The organism is Nonomuraea sp. NPDC050733, from assembly GCF_040654215.1.
GTDB lineage: Bacteria > Actinomycetota > Actinomycetes > Streptosporangiales > Streptosporangiaceae > Nonomuraea.
Genome location: NZ_JBFAHO010000003.1, coordinates 334969 through 349755, shown reverse-complemented (window position 1 = coordinate 349755; position 14787 = coordinate 334969). Strand labels below are relative to the sequence as shown.

The 14787-nt window shown below is 72.1% G+C and carries 10 protein-coding genes; 9 read left to right on the top strand and 1 reads right to left on the bottom strand.

All coding sequences use genetic code 11. The annotated features are described in order from the left end of the window. Window positions 1-95: 95 nt before the first annotated feature. Window positions 96-1217 carry a hypothetical protein gene (locus AB0H64_RS08400; RefSeq protein WP_357621585.1) on the top strand — a complete coding sequence of 374 codons (1122 nt, stop codon included), beginning with the start codon at window positions 96-98 and terminating at the stop codon, window positions 1215-1217. Window positions 1218-1552: 335 nt separating this feature from the next. Here AB0H64_RS08400 and AB0H64_RS08395 read toward each other — a convergent pair whose 3' ends face one another. Beyond that, window positions 1553-2743 (bottom strand): serine/threonine-protein kinase, encoded by a 1191-nt coding sequence (locus AB0H64_RS08395; RefSeq protein WP_357621583.1) that lies wholly within the window; start codon window positions 2741-2743, stop codon window positions 1553-1555. A 209-nt stretch (window positions 2744-2952) separates the two neighbouring features. Between AB0H64_RS08395 and AB0H64_RS08390 the strand changes: the two genes are divergently transcribed. The 8 genes from AB0H64_RS08390 to AB0H64_RS08355 all read left to right on the top strand — a co-directional run bounded on the left by AB0H64_RS08390 (window position 2953) and on the right by AB0H64_RS08355 (window position 14756). Continuing rightward, window positions 2953-4434: a 4Fe-4S binding protein gene (locus AB0H64_RS08390; protein WP_357621581.1), complete on the top strand. Its 1482-nt coding sequence runs from the start codon at window positions 2953-2955 to the stop codon at window positions 4432-4434. Next, a complete protein-coding gene (locus AB0H64_RS08385) occupies window positions 4434-5141 on the top strand; it encodes an NADH-quinone oxidoreductase subunit J (RefSeq protein ID WP_357621579.1) in 708 nt (235 codons plus the stop codon). Before AB0H64_RS08390 ends, AB0H64_RS08385 begins: the two co-directional genes overlap by 1 nt. Then, entirely contained in the window at window positions 5141-5557 is a 417-nt protein-coding gene (nuoK, locus tag AB0H64_RS08380; protein ID WP_357621576.1) for an NADH-quinone oxidoreductase subunit NuoK, read from the top strand. The genes AB0H64_RS08385 and nuoK overlap by 1 nt, the downstream gene beginning before the upstream one ends. Then, on the top strand, window positions 5554-7473 hold the full coding sequence (locus AB0H64_RS08375) for an NADH-quinone oxidoreductase subunit L (RefSeq protein WP_357621573.1): 1920 nt from the start codon (window positions 5554-5556) through the stop codon (window positions 7471-7473). Before nuoK ends, AB0H64_RS08375 begins: the two co-directional genes overlap by 4 nt. Beyond that, complete coding sequence (locus AB0H64_RS08370; RefSeq protein WP_357621570.1) at window positions 7470-9359, top strand: NADH-quinone oxidoreductase subunit M; 1890 nt, start codon at window positions 7470-7472, stop codon at window positions 9357-9359. Before AB0H64_RS08375 ends, AB0H64_RS08370 begins: the two co-directional genes overlap by 4 nt. Further along, the gene (locus AB0H64_RS08365) at window positions 9356-11260 is read left to right on the top strand and encodes an NADH-quinone oxidoreductase subunit N (protein ID WP_357621567.1); all 1905 of its coding nucleotides are present in this window, start codon (window positions 9356-9358) and stop codon (window positions 11258-11260) included. The genes AB0H64_RS08370 and AB0H64_RS08365 overlap by 4 nt, the downstream gene beginning before the upstream one ends. 455 nt (window positions 11261-11715) lie before the next feature. Further along, entirely contained in the window at window positions 11716-13011 is a 1296-nt protein-coding gene (gene wecB, locus AB0H64_RS08360) for a UDP-N-acetylglucosamine 2-epimerase (non-hydrolyzing) (RefSeq protein ID WP_357621564.1), read from the top strand. After that, the gene (locus AB0H64_RS08355; protein ID WP_357621561.1) at window positions 13008-14756 is read left to right on the top strand and encodes a DUF2334 domain-containing protein; all 1749 of its coding nucleotides are present in this window, start codon (window positions 13008-13010) and stop codon (window positions 14754-14756) included. The genes wecB and AB0H64_RS08355 overlap by 4 nt, the downstream gene beginning before the upstream one ends. Window positions 14757-14787 lie beyond the last annotated feature (31 nt).

Genomic DNA, 14787 nt, shown 5'->3' with positions numbered 1-14787 from the left:
GCGGCCGGATCTCGCCAACCGGTCCCGGCACCGCGAAACTCCACCCGTCCCCCGGTCGTCTGTCCCTTGGGGACCGGAGAATCAGGGGTGACCACATGAACGCGCGGCCCGCCTCAGCCGGGGACGAACCGGCCGGCACCGTCCACAGTGTGACCTGCCTGGAGACGACGCTCTCCTGGGACGGCCACACCCTGACCGCGATCGACGCCGTAACCGGCCACACGACCCACCTCCCCCTCCCGGCCGGACCGGGGAGATGCCCGCCGCCAGGCCCGGGCCCGGCAGCCGCCGAATCCGGCGCCCAGCACCTGACCCCGTCCGCGGTGCGGCCACCCGCCACGGCCTCCGCGTCTCGATCAACCGCCACCCCCACGCGCCTGTACCACTACCGCTACGACCGGCCGGCGACCCGTGCCAAGGACGCCGAGCGGCAGACCTGCACCGGTCTCGCGGTCCTGGACGCCGACGGTCTCGTCCTCCTGGACCTCCCGGGCCCCTGGCACGCTCCCGACGTCCACACGTTCGCCGTCGGGGCCGGCATCCCGGTCGTGAACGCCCGCGCTCGCCCCTCCCGCGAGGTCCGTACCACCCTCGCCGCCCGAGCCCCCGGCTGGCGCCGCCTGCACGGCATCCGCCCGTCCTTTCTCACTAAGTGGGGCAAAGCGGTCACCATCGGGACCGGAGTCGCGGGCCTGATCGTCATGACGTACTTGGCCATGATCGGGATGTGGCCCGCCTGGCGTGGCCTGACCACGCTTGGCAGGGGGCTGGCGTACATCCTGGAGGCCAAGTGGCTCCTGATCGGCTTCAGCCCGGCGCTCCTGGTGCTGCGCCCCCTGTCGGCCCGCATGCACAGACGCCGCGCCGCCCGAGGGGAGATCCTCGGCGTGCCGGGCGGCCTCACCGTCACCACCCGGCGAGACGGCAACCGCGGCCCCCGGATGGAGATCCGGCGCGGCGGCGCCCTCGTCGCCGAGTTCGCCTTCCGCCGGAGGCCCGGTCACGCCTGCGCCTTCCTCCTGTACGGCTACGAGGACCGCACGGGCCTGTTCGTCCTCGACTCCAACGGCGCCCCGCTCCACCACCTGCCCGGCCCCTGGCCGCCCGAGGACGTCAACCGCTTCACCCAGCACCACAACATGCACCTGGAGGCCCGTCGCCTCACCCACGCCGACTACCTCAGCCTCACCCGAACCTGCCCCGAAGCCACCCCCTGACCACGCAACCCCGGTGCCCGCGGCCCCTGTGCCTGGACGCCGTATCCGCCGCCAAGCGCGCACGATGAGCCGGCCCGGCCACGCAGGAGCGGCCGGTGAATCAGGCTGCGGCACCCCGCCGGGGAACCGGGCCGCGGCGACGCCGCCTGGGGATCGGGCCGCGGCGGAGCGGCTGGCCCGCGGGTCCGGCAGGTCATCACGTGGAACGCCACGTCCGACGCGCCCATGCTGGCGATGGGCTTCACGCTGCTGGACGAGTGGAACACCTGGCGGCTGACACGCTGAGCGTGCGCATCGGCATCTCCCCACAGCACGCCGGCGGTTACCGAACCCCGTCAGTGGATGATCGCGAGCATCACGTCCGCGGCTCCCGGCCGATCCTCCGGGCTCTTGTGGAGACACGTCCCGACGATCTTCCGCAGACCCGGCGGTAAGGGCGACAGGTCAGGGTGGACCGTCAGCACCCTGTGGAAAACCGCCGGCACCGTGTCCTCCCCGAACGCCGGCCGCCCCGTTGCCGCGAACATCATCGTCACCCCCCAGCTGAACACGTCCGACGGCGGCCCCACCGGCGCCCCCGTCAACTGCTCGGGCGACATGTACGGCGGGGTGCCGGCCATCTTCCCCGACGTCACCGTCACCTGGTCGAGCGCGCGGGCGATGCCGAAGTCGATCACCCGCGGCCCGTCGTTGCCGATCAGCACGTTGCTCGGCTTGAAGTCACGATGCACGATCCCGGCCTTGTGGATGGCCGCGAGCGCCCCGGCTGTGGACAACGCCAGCCGGGTGAGGCTGTCCTGGTCCCGCGGACCGTGGTTGCGGACGAGCTGCTCCAGCGACGGTCCCTCGACGTACTCACTGACGATGTACGCGTGCTGGCCGCTGATGTTCACGTCCAGCACCCGGGCTGTGGAAAACGTCGCGACCCTGCGCGCCGTGTCCACCTCGCGGGCGAAGCGAGCACGGGCCGTCTCGTCGACCAGGTCGTGCAGGACCTTCACCGCGACCCGAGCGCCGTTGGGCGCCTGCGCGAGGTAGACGGCCCCCTGCCCGCCCCTCCCCAGGGACCGCAGCACCCGGTAGTGCCCGATCCACTCCGGCGCGCCGGAGGACTGCCGGAAGGTCGGAGCGGTGGTGCGCTGGTGGACGTTCGCCGGAGGCATGAACGGGCGAGGCGGGAACGGCGGAGCGTTGCGGTGACGGGCCCTGACCATGGCAGGAACGAGGATGCCGGAGTGGATGACACCGCCCAGCCAGGTCACGACCAGGGCGAGGGATATCAGCGAGGACAGCGGCTCCGGGATGTCCTCGAACTGGTCGTACGCGAACACCACGATCAGGAACGAACCCAGGCACACGGTGTAGGCGGCGGCGGCGATCAGCTGCCACACGCTGCGCAACCAGAACGCCGCGAACCCGATCGTGAACGGCGTCAGCATCCCGCACGTGAACAGCGGCAGAGCCGCCCACACCACCCCGGCGGTCCATGCCAGGCCACTGGGACCGTGCGGCCGGCTGTTCGACATGCCGGAAGGCTATCGGCCACACCGTGGTACATAACGGCCGCGGAGCCATCTTGTGGATAACCTCCCGATAACCTGTGGATAACTGTGGAAAAACTGGGGACAACGCGACCAGCGCATTCACGTGCGCGGACAAGTGCGCAATGATGATGACCATGGCGCGGATACCGGGAGTGGGGTTGGCGAAGGGGCTCTCCGTCACCCTCCGCCACATGCTGCGCAAATCCGTCACCCAGCAGTACCCCGAGGTCAAGCCCGCTCTCCCGCCCCGCAGCCGCGGCGTCATCGCCCTGGTCGAGGAGAACTGCACCTCCTGCATGCTCTGCGCCCGCGAGTGCCCCGACTGGTGCATCTACATCGACTCGCACAAGGAGACCCTCCCGGCGCCGGAGGGCGGACGCCCGCGTCAGCGCAACGTCCTCGACCGGTTCGCCATCGACTTCTCCCTGTGCATGTACTGCGGGATCTGCATCGAGGTCTGTCCGTTCGACGCGCTGTTCTGGTCCCCGGAGTTCGAGTACGCCGAGGGCGACATCCGCAACCTGCTGCACGAGAAGGACCGGCTCGCCGCCTGGGTGCCCACGGTCCCGCCGCCCCCGGCCCACGACCCCGGCGCCGAGCCGCCCAAGGAGCTCGCGGCCGCTCCCCGCCGCCCCGCCGGGCCCCGTCCGGGAGGTGCGGGCGGCCGTCCGGGCGCCGCCGCACCGGAGCAGCCCTCCACATCCCGTACGACGCCTCGTACGGCGCCCCGGACGACGCCGGAAGATCCGGCAGCCTCCTCCGGCACGCCGCCGGAAGGGCCCTCCGCGTCCCGCACCACCGAGGCCGCCCCTCCTTCCACAGGGGACGGTACGCCTTCCGGGGAGGACGCTTCCGCACGTACCGCCTCTGCGGAGGATGCTTCCGCACGTACCGCCTCTGCGGAGGACGCTTCCGCACGTACCGCTTCCGCGCCGGACGCTTCGACGACCGGGTCGCCCGACGTCCGCCCACCGGAGGATCCCCGCTCCGCACCGGATGCTCGCCCCCCGGCCCCGCGCGGTCGCCGGTCCGCCGGTGAGCCCGACGCCCGGGAGGCCACCACCGGGCCCCGCCCGTCCGACCCCACCGCCCAAGACGCCCCCGGCACCCAAGACGCCCCCGGCACCCGGGCCGCAGACCGGTCGGCGGCCGGCCCGGACCGGCCCGGCCAGGCGGAGCGCAGGGCGCGCATGGCGAACATCCGTGGCATCCGCCCGCCCGGGGCCCTCCCCGCGAGCCCGGCGACCGGTGACAAGCCCGGCACCACGCCGCCCGCGGGCGACAAGCCCGGCACCACGCCGCCCGCGTCGGAAGCCCGGAACCCGAAGACGCCTGAAGCCGGGGCGCGCTCCCCGGAAGCACCGCAGGACGGCGTATCCCCGGCCCCCGGCACGGACGATCCGGCCCCCGCAACGGACGATGCCGACTCCGTTCCCGGCGAAGCAGCTCCCGCGTCGAGCGAAACGGGGGCCGAGCCGGCCGGAGAGTTGTCCACAGGCTCCACATCCGGCGAAGAGTTGTCCACAGCCTCGGGCGAGCCGCGCCCGAACCCCGAAGCGGAAGAGCAGACTTCTGCCCCGAGGCCGCGCAGGCGCCGGATGGCCGATCCTCGCTCCATCCGTCCGCCCGGGCGTCTCGACCCTGCAGACCCAAGGGAGCCTGAGGAGGAGTAGTGACCGAGGAGGTGCCCTCCTATCTGTCACCCACCGGCCAGGAGATCGTCTTCTTGCTGCTCGGCGCGGTGGCGGTCGGATCGGCGCTGCTCGTCGTCACCACCCGGCAGCTCGTCCACGCCGCCCTGTGGCTCGTGGTCTGCTTCGGCGCGCTCGCCGGCTGCTACCTCGTGCTGACGGCGGAGTTCGTCGCCTGGGTGCAGGTGCTCATCTACGTGGGCGCGGTCGTCGTGCTCATGCTGTTCGGCATCATGCTCACGCGGGCTCCGATCGGCCGCTCCGCCGACCTCGACAGCGGCAACCGGGTGGTCGCCGCGCTGGTGGCCGTGGCGACGGCCGCCGTCCTGGTGACGGTGGTGGTCGACGGTTTCCGTACGGCCTACGCGCCGCTCGATCCCGGCCAGGGCGCGGCCAAGGAGCTCGGTGCCAGCGTGTTCAGCACGTGGGTGCTGCCGTTCGAGGCGCTGTCGGTGCTGCTGCTGGCGGCCCTGATCGGCGCCATCGTCCTGTCCCGCACGGACATCCAGGGCGGCTCCCCACCGAGCCACCCTCACCAGCCCGCGGACTCACCCCGTACGCCGGACTCGCCCCGTACGCCAGTCTCGCCCCGTACGCCGGACTCAAGCCCTACATCAGGGTCTCCCCGTGCGCCGGACGATCCGTCCGCCATGCCCGACCCGCCCGCTGACCGGTCCGGGGGGCGTTGATGCACATCGTCTACCCGGCCGTCGTGTCGGCGCTCCTCTTCTGCATCGGCGTGTACGGCGTGCTCGCCCGCCGCAACACGATCCTGGTGCTGATGTCCGTCGAGCTGATGCTCAACGCCGTCAACCTCAACCTCGTCGCGTTCGACGTGTGGCTGCGCGACCGGTTGCACAGCGGTCAGGTGCTCACGCTGTTCGTCATCGTGATCGCCGCGGCCGAGGTGGGGCTGGGCCTGGCCATCATCCTCGCCCTCTACCGCAACCGTAGGACCGTCGACATCGACGCCCTCCGCGACCTGTCCGAGCCGCCGATCCACACCGCGACCCCGCCCGCCCCCACAGAAACGGCCGGCGACGGCCGCGGCGACACCCAGGACGCACGGCCAGGGGCCGACGCCGAGCGAGGAGGCAACCGGTGACGACCTTCCCGCTGCTCGTCGTCCTCCTGCCCTTCGTCGCCGCCGCGGCCGGCCTCCTGCTGACCCGCCGGCCGCACCACCGCACCAGCCGCGCGTCCGGTGACACGGACGGCGCCGACGACCGGCGTGCGCGCGGGCGGGCGGCCTGGTTCGCCGTCCTGCCGACCGCCGCCTCCGCCGTGCTCGCCACCGCCCTCGCCTGGGCCCCCGGCTTCGCGTACCTCGGAGACGCGGCACCGGGCCCGCCCGTGGGCCGTACCTACGGCACGATCGTCACCGGCGGCATCCCCATCTCCCTGACCCTCCAGGCCGACGACCTGTCCGCGGTCCTCGGCGTCCTCGTGACGCTGGTCGCCCTGGCCGTACAGGTCTACTCCGTGGGCTACCTCCGCCACGACTCGCGCTACCCCTCCTACAGCGCCTTCGTCAGCCTGTTCACCAGCGCGATGCTGCTGGTCGTGTACGCCGGTGACCTCCTCGTCCTGTACGTCGGCTGGGAGATCATGGGCCTCTGCTCGTACCTGCTCATCGGCCACTGGTGGGAGGACCGCGCCAACTCCCGCGCGGCGGTCAAGGCGTTCCTGGTCACCCGCCTCGGCGATGTGGGCTTCCTGTTCGGCCTGTTCACGCTCGGCCTCGCGGCCGGCAGCTTCCGAATCTCCGACGTGCTGTCCAAGGTGCCCGAGATGTCCGCGGCCACCCTCGTGACCGCCACCATGCTGCTGCTCGCCGGAGTGGCGGGCAAGAGCGCACAGGTCCCGTTGCACACCTGGCTGCCCGACGCCATGGCGGGCCCCACGCCGATCAGCGCGCTGATCCACGCCGCCACCATGGTCGCCGCCGGCATCTTCATCGTGGCGAGGCTCTTCCCGGCGTACGCCGCCGCCGGCCCCACGCTCGACGTGCTGGCCGTCATGGCGGCGCTCGGCATGCTCGGCGCCGCCCTGGCCGCGCTCGCCCAGGACGACCTCAAACGCGTGCTCGCCTACTCCACGATCAGCCAGCTCGCCTACATGGCGGGCGGCCTGGCGGCGGGCTCGGCCAAGGCCGCGATCTTCCACCTGCTGACGCACGGGGCGTTCAAGGCGCTGCTGTTCCTGTGCGCGGGCGTCGTCATCCACCACGTCGGCGCCAACCTGATGAGCCAGATGGGCGGCCTGCGAGGGCCGCTGCCGGTGACGTTCGCGGCGATGACCGTCGGCTTCGCCGCCCTCATGGGCCTGCCACCGGCCAGCGGCTTCTTCAGCAAGGACGCCGTGCTGGCGGCCATGGACGGCGCGCTCACCGCCGGACGCCTGACCGACGCCGCCGCCCTCCTCCTGTACGGCTGTGCGCTCGCGACCGTCGCCGTCACCGGCGCGTACGCCACCAGAGCCTGGCTGCGGACGTTCTTCGGCCAGGCCGCGGTCGTCGCGCTGCCCGAGCCGGAGCCGGGCACGGCCCATGTCATCGACGTGCGGGAGGCGCCGCGGACGATGCTGGTGCCGGTGGCGCTGCTGGTCGTGCCGGCGTTGCTGCTCGGGCTCGCGGGCGGCGTTCACGTCGATCTCGGGGTCGCGGCGGTCGGGGTGGTGCTGGCGCTGCTCGGCGCGGGAGCGGTGTACGCGGTCTGGCGCTCCGCGCCGCTCGCCGACCCGGCACGGCTGCTGGGGCCGCTGCGCGTCCCGTGCGAGCGCGCGTTCTACGTGGACGCCGTCTACGCCGCCGTGTTCGCGCGGCCGGTGCTGGCGCTGGCCCGGCTGGTCGTCAGGACGGACGACGTGGTGGTGGACGGGGCGGTGCGCGGCTCCGGACGGGCGGCCCGCGGAATGTCCGGACTGCTCAGGCTCGCCCAGAACGGCAACGTCCAGCTCTACGTGAGCGGCCTGCTCGCCGGACTGCTGCTGATCGCGGTGGGAGCGGTGATGTTCACATGATGGGCTGGTTTCCGGTCACGCTGCTCGCGGTGCCGCTGCTCGGCGCGCTGCTCCTGCTGGCCGCTCCGGCCGCGCTCCGACCGGCGCTGCCGCTGTACGGGCAGGCGGTGTCGGGGCTCACGCTGGCGCTGGCCGTGGTCATGGTGGCGGTGTTCGACTACGGGCGGTCGGCCGCGCCGCAGTTCACCGTCGACCTGCCGTGGATCCCCGGTCTCGGCCTGCGTTTCCACCTCGGCGTCGACGGGATCTCGCTGCCGCTGGTCGCGCTGACCGCCCTGCTCACGTTCCTCTGCTTCGCCTATCTCGGCTGGGGCCGGGCGCGCGGCCCGGGGCGGCTCATGGCGGCGCGGCCGAGGGCACTGGTGTTCACGCTGCTGGTGCTCGAAGTCGGCATGGTCGGCACGTTCCTCGCGCTCGACCTGCTGCTGTTCTTCGTGTTCTTCGAGATCGTGCTGATCCCCATGTACTTCCTGATCGCCGTCTGGGGCGGCAAGGGACGACGGGGCGCGGCGACCAAGTTCATCCTCTACACGCTGCTCGGCTCCGTGGTGATGCTGCTCGGCCTGCTGCTCGTCTGGGCGCAGACCGGCACACTCGACATCGTCGCCCTCGCCCGGGCCCACGGCGCGGGCATGTCGAGGAGCGTGCAGATCCTCGCGTTCGTGGCGATCGGGCTCGGCCTCGCGGTCAAGACGCCGATGTGGCCGCTGCACACCTGGCTTCCCGACGCGCACACCGAGGCGCCGACTGTCGGCTCGGTCCTGCTGGCCGGGGTGCTGCTCAAGATGGGCACGTACGGCTTCGCCCGCATCGCCGTCCCGGTCCTGCCGGAGGGGGCGGTGGCGGCGGCGCCGTGGCTGGGGGCGCTGGCCGTGGTCGGCATCGTGTACGGGGCCCTCGCCTGCCTGGCCCAACGGGACCTGAAACGCATGATCGCCTACTCCTCGGTGGGCCACATGGGGTTCGTGCTGCTGGGGTTCGCCACGCTCACGACCGTGGGCGTCAACGGGGCTCTGTTCGCCAACATCGCCCACGGGCTGATCACCGGGCTGCTGTTCTTCGTGGCCGGCGCCGTCAAGGACCGGTACGGCACGGCCGACATGCCGTCGCTGGGCGGTGGCATGCTCGCCACGCTGCCGCGCCTCGGGTCGGTCCTGACGTTCGCGGCGGTCGCGTCGCTGGGGCTGCCGGGGCTGGCCGGGTTCTGGGGGGAGATGCTGGCGCTGCTGGGGGCCTTCCAGCCGGGTGCCGGGCTGCCCCGGGGGCTGTTCCTGACGTTCATGGTGATCGGCGGGCTGGGTGCGGTGCTGACGGCGGCGTACTTCCTGGTCATGCTGTCGCGCGTCACCCACGGCCTCCCACCCCGCCCCGGCCTCGCCGGAGCCGGAGCCGGAGTGGGGGTCGGGGGCGGGGCTGGAGGAGGGATCGCGGCTGGGGCGGACGCGGTGCCGGTCGGGGGGCCTCGGGAGGACACGGAGGAGGCGAGCGCGCCTGCGGAGTGGCCGAGCCTCCCGGCGGAGGCTCTCGGCCGTTCGGCGGAGGACCCAGGAGTCGACGCCGAGCTGGCGAGCGGTTCTTTGGAGGCCCCAGGAGTCGACACCGTGTTGGCGAGCGGTTCTGTGGAGGACCGGGGCGTCCACGCCGGGTTGGCGAGCGGTTCTGCCGAGTGGCTGAGCCCTTCGGAGAGTCACGCGGAAGGACCCGGCGGCGAGGCTCCCTTCGGCGAGTCCGGTCCCGGTGGCGTACCACCGCGCGACATCCGGCGGTACGAATGGGTCGCCTGGGTGCCGCTGATCGTCCTGATCCTCCTGTTCGGCCTCTGGCCGGGGCTGCTGCTGTCCCTCACCACGCCTGCCGTGCAGACACTGCTGGGAGCCCTGTCATGATCCAGCAGATCGACTACTTCGTGATCGCCCCACCGCTGGCGCTCGCGCTCACGGCCGGGCTGGTCCTGCTCCTCGACGCGTTCCTTCCCTCCGGTCCGAGGATCAGGACGGCGCTGGGCCTGGTGACGATCGGCGGTGTCCTCGTGGCCCTCGGCTTCATCGTCGCCCAGGCCGCTCAGGCCGCTCAGGCCGCTCAGGCCGCTCAGGCCGCTCAGGCCGCTCAGGCCGCTCAGGCTGCTCACGGTGCTCACGTTGCTCAAGGCGCTCAGGCGGCATCGGGTGTACGAGCTGGAGGCGGTGGCCAAGGCGGAGGCGGTGGCCAGGGCGGCGGCAGCATGGCGACGTTCTGCGTGCCCGACGCTCTCGCGCCGGCCGCCGCCGGCCGTGGCTCCGCCGGGGGATCGGCGTCCGTCCCGGCCCTCTGCTCGTTCGTCGCCGACCGCTTCACGTTGGTCTTCGCCGGGCTGGTCCTGGTCGCGGCCCTGGTCGTCGTGCTGATGTCCATGACCGAGCTGGCCGCCGGAGGCATCCCCGCAGGAGAGTGGTACTTCCTCCTGCTCTGCACCATCACCGGCGCTGTGACGCTCCCCGCCTCACGCGACCTGATCATGCTGGTGGTAGCGCTTGAGCTGGTGTCGCTCCCGGTGTTCGCGCTCACGGCACTGAAACGGTACGACGGCCGGGCCTCGGAGGCCGCGGTCAAGTTGTTCGTCGTCTCGGTCGTGTCCACGGCGGTCATGTTGTTCGGGGTCTCGCTGCTGTACGGCATCGGCGGCACGGTGTACCTGTCCCGGCTGGCCGAGGTCTTCAGCGGCGCCGTCCCCGCTCCGGGTGCGGTCGGCACCGGGACTCCGGCGGCGGGCGCGGTCACGTCCTCCGCGGCGGGCATGGTGACCGCCCAGGGGATGACGCCCCCCACGGCGGGCGTGATCACGGTGGGCGTCGTCCTGGTGCTGGCCGGGTTCGCGTTCAAGATCGCCGCAGTCCCGTTCCACTCGTGGGCGGCGGACGTCTACCAGGGCGCCCCCGTGCCGGTCGCCGCGCTGCTCTCCGTCATCTCGAAGGCCGCCGGGTTCGCGGGCCTCATCCTGCTGCTCGTCACCGCACTGTCCGGCCAGGCCGCCACGTGGACGCCCATCGTCGCCATCATCGCCGCGCTCACCATGACCGTGGGCAACCTGCTGGCGCTGCGCCAACGCTCCGCCGTACGGCTGCTGGCCTGGTCCTCGGTCGCCCAGTCGGGATACATCCTCGCGCCGCTCGCCGTGGCGCTCCAGGCTTCGGCCGGGGCGGCGACGCATGCTTCGGCGAATGCCGGGCCGGTGTCGCAGCTGTCGGCAAGTACGGGGCCCGGGGCAGCGCCGGGGCCTCTGGTGATCGGGCACGCGCAGGGGGGCGGCGTGGCGGGGGCCGAGCTGCTGGGCTCGGGGGCGGTGGGAGCCTCGGTTGCCTATCTCGTCATCTACGCCGCGATGAACCTGGGAGCGTTCGCCGTGGTCATGCTCGTGTCGAGATCGGCCGTGCGCAACGAGCTCGACGACTACCGGGGGCTCGCGCTGCGGAGCCCGGCGGCAGGGCTGGCGTTGGCGTTCTGCTTGATCTGCCTGGCGGGACTGCCGCCGGGGCTCGCGGGGTTGTTCGCCAAGGTCGTGGTCTTCCGCGAAGTTGTCGGTGGTGGAGCCGGCTGGCTGGCTATGGTCATGGCGGTCAACACAGTGATCGGCCTGTACTACTACGCCGTCTGGACGGCCCGGCTCTTCACGCCGGGGACCGCTGCGGTGGCACGACGGCCGCTTGCCGCAGCCTGGGTGGCTGTGGGGTTGGCGGTGGTGGCGGCGGTGGTTTTCTCGTTCGCGCCCCAGCTGGTGTTCGACCTGACGACGCTGTCGGCTTCCCGCTGACGTTTCGGGATGGACCTGCTTCCTCCAGAGGAAGCGCGTCTCGTGACCCGAGCTCGTCTCGGGGCCGCTCCTTCCGCCGGAGCTTGCTCGTCTCATACGCGCAACTCCCGCACGAGCTCGTTTCGTACGCGCAACTTCCGCACGAGCTCGTTTCGTGAGCGTTCCCTTCATGGGCGTCCCCTTCACGGGCGCCGCTTTCACGGGCGCCGCTTTCGCGGGTGCCGTCTTCGGGGTTGCCCGTTCGCCTGGGTTGCCGTCGCGGGCGCTGGCGTGCGGGGTGGGTGATGAATGCTGAGGCAGCCATGAGGTGTCCTTGAGGATTACTGAACGTTCGATGTGAATCGTCGTTGTATGCGTTGTTTGACCATATTTGCTACACCGGGGCCGGCCTGGGAGCTGAGGAGTGGGTGGCGACGGCAGGTGTGCTCGGCGGAGCGGGGTGTGCGGGGGTAGGCATGCGGCGCGTCATGGTGGTCTACGGCACTCGCCCGGAGGCGATCAAGGTTGCGCCGCTGGTCGCCGGACTGGCGGACGCGGCGCTCTTCGAGCCGGTCGTCGTGGTCACGGGGCAGCATCGGGAGCTGCTCGACCAGGTGCACGAGACGTTCGGGGTCAAGCCTGACGTCGACCTTGGCCTGATGCGGCCGGGGCAGACCCTGGCCGAGTTGACGAGCCGGGCGGTGTCCGGGCTGGACACGTTGATGGCTGCGGAGCGTCCCGACGTGGTGGTCGTGCAGGGCGACACGACCACGACGCTGGCGGGCGCGCTGGCGGCCTTCTATCACCGGGTACCGGTCGTGCATCTGGAGGCCGGACTGCGCAGCGGCGATCTGTTCTCGCCGTTCCCCGAGGAGGCGAACCGCAGCATGACCAGCCGCATCGCCACCCTCCACCTGGCGCCGACCGTCGGCACTGCGCGCAACCTCATCGGCGAGGGAGTGGCCCCCGAATCAATCTTCGTCACCGGGAACACGGTGATCGACGCCCTGCTGAGGAGTTGCCGAGCATGGCACGGTTACCGGGACCGGCGGTTGGCCGCCCTGGAGCGGGACGGCCGGCGCGTGATCGTGGTCACCGCGCATCGCCGGGAGTCCTGGGGACGCGGGATGGAGGGCATCGGCCGGGCGCTGTCGAGGCTGGCGGCGCGGGAGCGGGACGTGCACATCGTGTTCCCGATGCACCCCAACCCGGAGTTGCGGCGCACGCTGCTTCCGCGGCTCAGCCGGCACCCGAACATCACCGTCACGGAGCCGCTGCACTACGGCGACTTCGCCCGCCTGCTGCGCCGCTCGTACCTCGTCCTGACCGACAGCGGCGGGATCCAGGAGGAGGCGCCCAGCCTGGACAAGCCGGTGCTCGTGATGCGCGACACCACGGAACGGCCCGAGGCGGTGCGCGCCGGAGCGGCGCGGCTGGTGGGGACCGGCGAGGACGGCATCGTGGCAGGGGTGAGCGCCCTGCTGCGCTCCCCTGAGGAGTACCGGCGCATGGCCGGGGCGCTCAATCCCTACGGCGACGGGCGGGCCACCGAGAGGGTGCTGGCGGCGCTGGCCCACCTCTTCGGGCTTGGGCCGCGCCCGGCACCCTTCCACCCGACTCCAGATATCGACTTTTCCGTCGATAGCGGTCCAGATGCTGGCATTCAGGGCCGTCTGCTGCCCAGACAGGCCGCGCGAGCCGACGCCTCCGGCTGCGGCGCCTCCGGCAGCGACTGGCCGCCGATGCCCTTGAGATCGGTGGGCGGGCCGTGAGCGGTGGCAGGCGCGAGAGCGGGCTCCGGGAGCACGCCGGCCTGAGGTGGCTGGGTGCTCTGCTGCTGAGCGCCCTCGTCGTGTCGGCGGCGAGCCTGGGGCTCTTCTCCAAGAAGGAGCCGGTCCCGTTGCCCGCCCCGCGTTCGTGGCCGGCGTGCAGCACGGACGGTCCTCGTACGCCCGCCAGGTCCGCGACGAGTCCGGCGGCGGCGCACGGCGGCGCGGGGCACGCGGCTCCGGCGGCCACGTTGGTCGTCGTGGACGACGCCGGCGGTCCGGCGGCGTACCGGATGCACGCCACCCGGGCCGTCAACCTCGTGTCGCACTTCGGGGAGGTACGGGTCGTGCCGACGAGCGCCTACCGAGCCGGCATGCTGAGCCGTCATCCGGCTCTGGTGTACGTGGGCACGTCCCCCGTGCAGCGGCTCCCGGAGGGCCTGCGCCGCGACGTGCTCGCCGCCCGCCGTCCTGTCCTGTGGCTGGGCGGCAACATCGGCTCGCTGACCACGGCGGACGACTTCGTGAAACGGTACGGCTGGCGATGGGACGGCTCCGGCCTCGTTCCCCACCGGGCACCGGCGGGCCGGCCGCCCGGACCGGTCCCTGTGACGGGCCAGGGGGAGGGACTGGAGGGCGTCACCGGTGTCCGCTACAAGGGGGCACTGCTGAGCCGCGACCCCGCCCACGGCCCCATCGGCACGTTCACCGTCGTGGATCCCCGGCGAGCCCGGGTGCTGGCCGCGGCCGTCACGGACACCCGGAGGACGACCCCGTGGGCCGTCAGGTCCGCGAACCTCACCTACGTCACCGAGGTGGCGCTGAACGCCGACTCCGACGACGACCGCTTGCTGGCCGTCTCCGACCTGCTGTTCGACCTGCTCGCCCCCGGCACGCCGGCCCGCCACCGGGCGCTGGTCCGCCTGGAGGACCTCGGGCCGCAGTCCGACCCGGAGGCCATCCGCGCGGCGGGCGACGCGCTGCACCGCCTGCATGTCCCGTTCAGTTTCGGCGTCGTCCCCGTCTACCGCGGCCCGCTGCGGGACGGCCCGGACCGGGCGACGATCCGGCTGCGGGACCGGCCGGAGCTGGTGAGGGCGCTGGTCCACCTGCTGGAGAGCGGTGGCACGATGGTCCTGCACGGCTACACGCACCAGTCGGACGGCCCGCCCAACCCCACGAACGGGGAGAGCGGGCAGGACTTCGAGTTCTTCCGCACCCACTTCGGCGCCCAGGGGCAGCTCGTCTACGACGGGACCATCCGCGGCGACTCGGCAGCCTGGGTCGAGCACCGCCTCGACGCGGCGATCGCCGAGGTCCGGGCTGCTCACCTGCCCGTGCCGCGCGTCTTCGAATTCCCGCACTACGCCGCCTCGCCCACCGACTACCGCGTCGTCGCACAGCGGTTCGCCGCCCGCTACGACCGAGGCTCGTACTTCGTCCCAGGCTGGGAGCGCCACTCACCCGTCACGCTGTACATGGACGAGCAGCTCGCCCCGTACGTGATCCGTGATGTCTACGGCAGCGTCGTCATCCCCGAAAGTCTCGGCATGGTGGAGCTGCGCCCGTCCAGCCCCGATGAGGGCACCCCCCAGGCGATCGTGGACCACGCCCGCGCGCAGCTCGTGGTGCGTGACAACGTCGCGGGCTTCTTCTACCACCCATTCCTCGACACCGACCGGCTGGAGGACATCGTGCGGCGGATGCAGTCGATGGGGTACCGCTTCGTGGCCCCCTGCGAGCTGTGACACAGGCTCAGAAGAACCAGGAGAGAGGAGC